We start from the raw sequence: 2,722 nt of genomic DNA on the forward strand, positions 1-2,722 counted from the left end.
CCTGCGGCTCCGTGTCGTCTTAGCGGTGCTCGCCCATAACCTCACCAGGCCCTAAACGGCGTCAGGTCGGTGAATTTGATCTTGAATTTGAAGCACTCCTCCTCCCGGATGGGAGTGGGGACCGGCTCCTCACGTACACGGTCAACCCCAGGTCCAGTGCCGAAGCTGCCCTGAGGCGGCTCGTCCAATCTTTGCAGGTTCCTGGATAACGGAAGGGCCTGCACATCTCCCTGTGCAGGCCCTTCTGGAGACGGATGAACTTACTCGTTTTCCGCGAAGAGAGTGATTTGAAGACCATCCGGACTCAGCACCCGCGCATTCAACGAATTCCAGGGCGTGCGGGTGACCGGATGAGTCAATACGCCGCCCACCTGCTGAGCGGTAGTTGCGCCTGTTTTACTATCGGGCATTCCCAGCGCCAGCCGCAGCTCACCAGAGACCCGCCGTCCCACCTCGATCTCGTCGATCCGCCCAGCGTGGCGCTCGTCCACGATCTCCAGCGTGGCCCGGCCCGCTTCCAGGATGATGACGCGGCCTTCCGAGGACTCCCAGGCGTTGACGGCGCTGGTTCCCAGCAGGGCCTGATAGAAGGCCTTGCTGCGCTCGTAGTCCTGTGTGGTGATCACCAGTCGGAGTTCATGTACAGCGTTGTCCATGGCCTCAGTGTGGGGGCCGTGGCGCGGGAAGTCTCATGCTTTTCCAGCCCCGATCCATGTCTAAAATGCATAGATCATGCCGGAACTTCGCCACCTGCGGGCTTTCGTGGTGCTCGCGGAAGAGCTGAACTTCACCCGGGCGGCCACGCGGCTGTATATGACCCAACCCGCCCTGAGCCACCAGATTCGGCGGCTGGAAGGCGAGCTGGGCGTGACGCTTCTCCAGCGCACCAGTCGCCGCGTCACCCTGACTCCCGAGGGTGAGCGGCTTCTGGATCTGGCCCGCACCGTTCTGGGTACGCTCGACGAGGGGATTCAGAGACTGCGGCGGGAGAGCGCTCCGCAGGTCCTGCGCGTGGGCTTCGCGGATTACGTTGGTCAGACTGGGATTCCTGACCGCCTGCAACGAGTGGCTCAGGCGCTGCCGGGATTGAGACTCCAGCATCTGGAGGGCACCACCCTCGAACAGTTGCAGGGATTGACTACGGGGGCCCTGGACGTGGGTTTTTTCGTGGCACCACAAGTCCGCTGTGATGGCGTCCAGCAGCGTCGGCTCTGGATGGAGGAGTTCTGGCTCGCCCTGCCCGAGGGGCATCCATTGGCGCAACTGGACCAGGTGCCCTTCCAAGCGCTGGAGGGCCAGCCGCTGCTCCTGAACTCGCGGGAGAGCAACCCGGACCTCTACGACCACTGGCAGCACCTGTTCAATCAAACCGGAGTTCAACCCCAGCAGCTCACCAGCAGCGGCGCACGAATGTACTCCTTTGCGGGCATGATGCGCCTCGTCGCCGAGGGCGAAGGCCTGTTCCTGATCGTCCGTTCCCTGGCGGCCCTCGGTCACCCTGGGGTCACGTTTCGGCCCCTGCATGCTCCCACTCCAGCGCTGCCCTTCCGCATGGCGTGGCGGCAGAGCCTTCCGGCCGTGGTCCAGGAGCAGTTGCGCCAGAGCTTCAGCGGAGAGTGGGTGTGACCCCTAACCGCACCAGCACATCGTCAGTTTGGACGATCTCGGCGAACTCCCCGCTGAGGTTGGCGAGCGTCATGGCCTGAACCTGTGTGGCCGGGAACGTTGTGCCGTCGGGCCCCGTGCGGTCGAAGGTCCAAGTGGCGTCGGCCACCAGCAGCGTCTCAAAGCCGAGGTTTCCGGCCATGCGCGTCGTCGTCTCCACGCAGTGGTTGGTGGTCGCGCCGCAGACGACCACGGTCGTTACACCGGCGGAGTGCAAACGCGCTTCGAGGTCGGTGCCGATGAAGCTGCTGTTGACCGCCTTGACGATCACGGGCTCGTTCGGGAGTTCACGGGCTTGAGGCATCACGGCATAGCCGGGCCGGTCAGGGCGGAAGCGTGAATTCGGCTCGGTCGAGGCGTGCCGCACATGGAAGATAGGGGCATCCACCCCACGGAAGGCGGTGAGCAGCCGCACGATGTTAGGCACGGCTTGCAGGTTGTTGCGCCGCACGCCTGCCTGTTCGATCTCGTTGAACGCTTCCTGCACGTCGATCACGAGGAGCGCAGTGGTCTGCGGGTTCATGTCCTGACGATACGCGGTATGGAGGAGAACTATTGAACAACGTGCACGAGCGTGGGAAAGGTCCCGGCCGTGGACAGCGCAAGCAGCATAACGGCCCGCCCGATAGGGCCAGCGTCATCGCGAAGGCCGGACCACGCCGGTCGCTGAGCTGCCCGCTGAACCCCTCAGCCAGGAAGCGCCCGGCAGCCCCCGCTCCGCCGTCAGGTAGAACCCAGCAGCGACACCACGAACTCCCCCACCTGGTTGAGGATCGTCCCGAACCCAACACCCAGAATCCCGCCGGATAGGCGCTGTACATGCGGCGCAGCGAGGCAGGTACGTGGGTCACCCAGGCAGGATAAGAAATCCATCTACCAAGACTTTGTAACAGTCCTGGACACAACAAAGCGAGTGGCTGAGGATCTCTCGGCATGCTGGGAGAGTGGGGAACTCTTGCGCTCCTCTTGCCAGGCTAGATGTCGCTCAGCCCCTGAGAGCGTGTTTGAAAAGGCTCAGGGAGCGGGTTCGAGGCGGCGCAACATGAGGCGGATGTTG

At 63.6% G+C, this 2,722-nt stretch carries 3 protein-coding genes; 1 reads left to right on the forward strand and 2 read right to left on the reverse strand.

Going from position 1 to position 2,722, the window contains the following annotated elements:
- Positions 1-260: 260 nt before the first annotated feature.
- Positions 261-656, reverse strand: a complete 396-nt coding sequence (locus DEIPH_RS16155; RefSeq protein ID WP_034360090.1) for a VOC family protein — start codon at positions 654-656, stop codon at positions 261-263.
- Positions 657-732: 76 nt separating this feature from the next.
- Between DEIPH_RS16155 and DEIPH_RS16160 the strand changes: the two genes are divergently transcribed.
- Positions 733-1,626: a LysR family transcriptional regulator gene (locus DEIPH_RS16160; protein ID WP_034360091.1), complete on the forward strand. Its 894-nt coding sequence runs from the start codon at positions 733-735 to the stop codon at positions 1,624-1,626.
- On the opposite strand, the gene DEIPH_RS16165 is transcribed toward DEIPH_RS16160, so the two are convergent.
- Complete coding sequence (locus DEIPH_RS16165; protein ID WP_034360092.1) at positions 1,607-2,188, reverse strand: cysteine hydrolase family protein; 582 nt, start codon at positions 2,186-2,188, stop codon at positions 1,607-1,609. The genes DEIPH_RS16160 and DEIPH_RS16165 overlap by 20 nt on opposite strands.
- Positions 2,189-2,722 lie beyond the last annotated feature (534 nt).

The sequence above is a fragment of the Deinococcus phoenicis genome, assembly GCF_000599865.1.
Lineage (GTDB): Bacteria > Deinococcota > Deinococci > Deinococcales > Deinococcaceae > Deinococcus > Deinococcus phoenicis.

What these genes read in the sequence shown, in the direction of transcription:
- DEIPH_RS16160 (WP_034360091.1), top strand. Translation starts at nt 733, where the DNA reads ATGCCGGAACTTCGCCACCTGCGGGCTTTCGTGGTGCTCGCGGAAGAG.
- DEIPH_RS16165 (WP_034360092.1), bottom strand. Translation starts at nt 2,188, where the DNA reads ATGAACCCGCAGACCACTGCGCTCCTCGTGATCGACGTGCAGGAAGCG.
- DEIPH_RS16155 (WP_034360090.1), bottom strand. Translation starts at nt 656, where the DNA reads ATGGACAACGCTGTACATGAACTCCGACTGGTGATCACCACACAGGAC.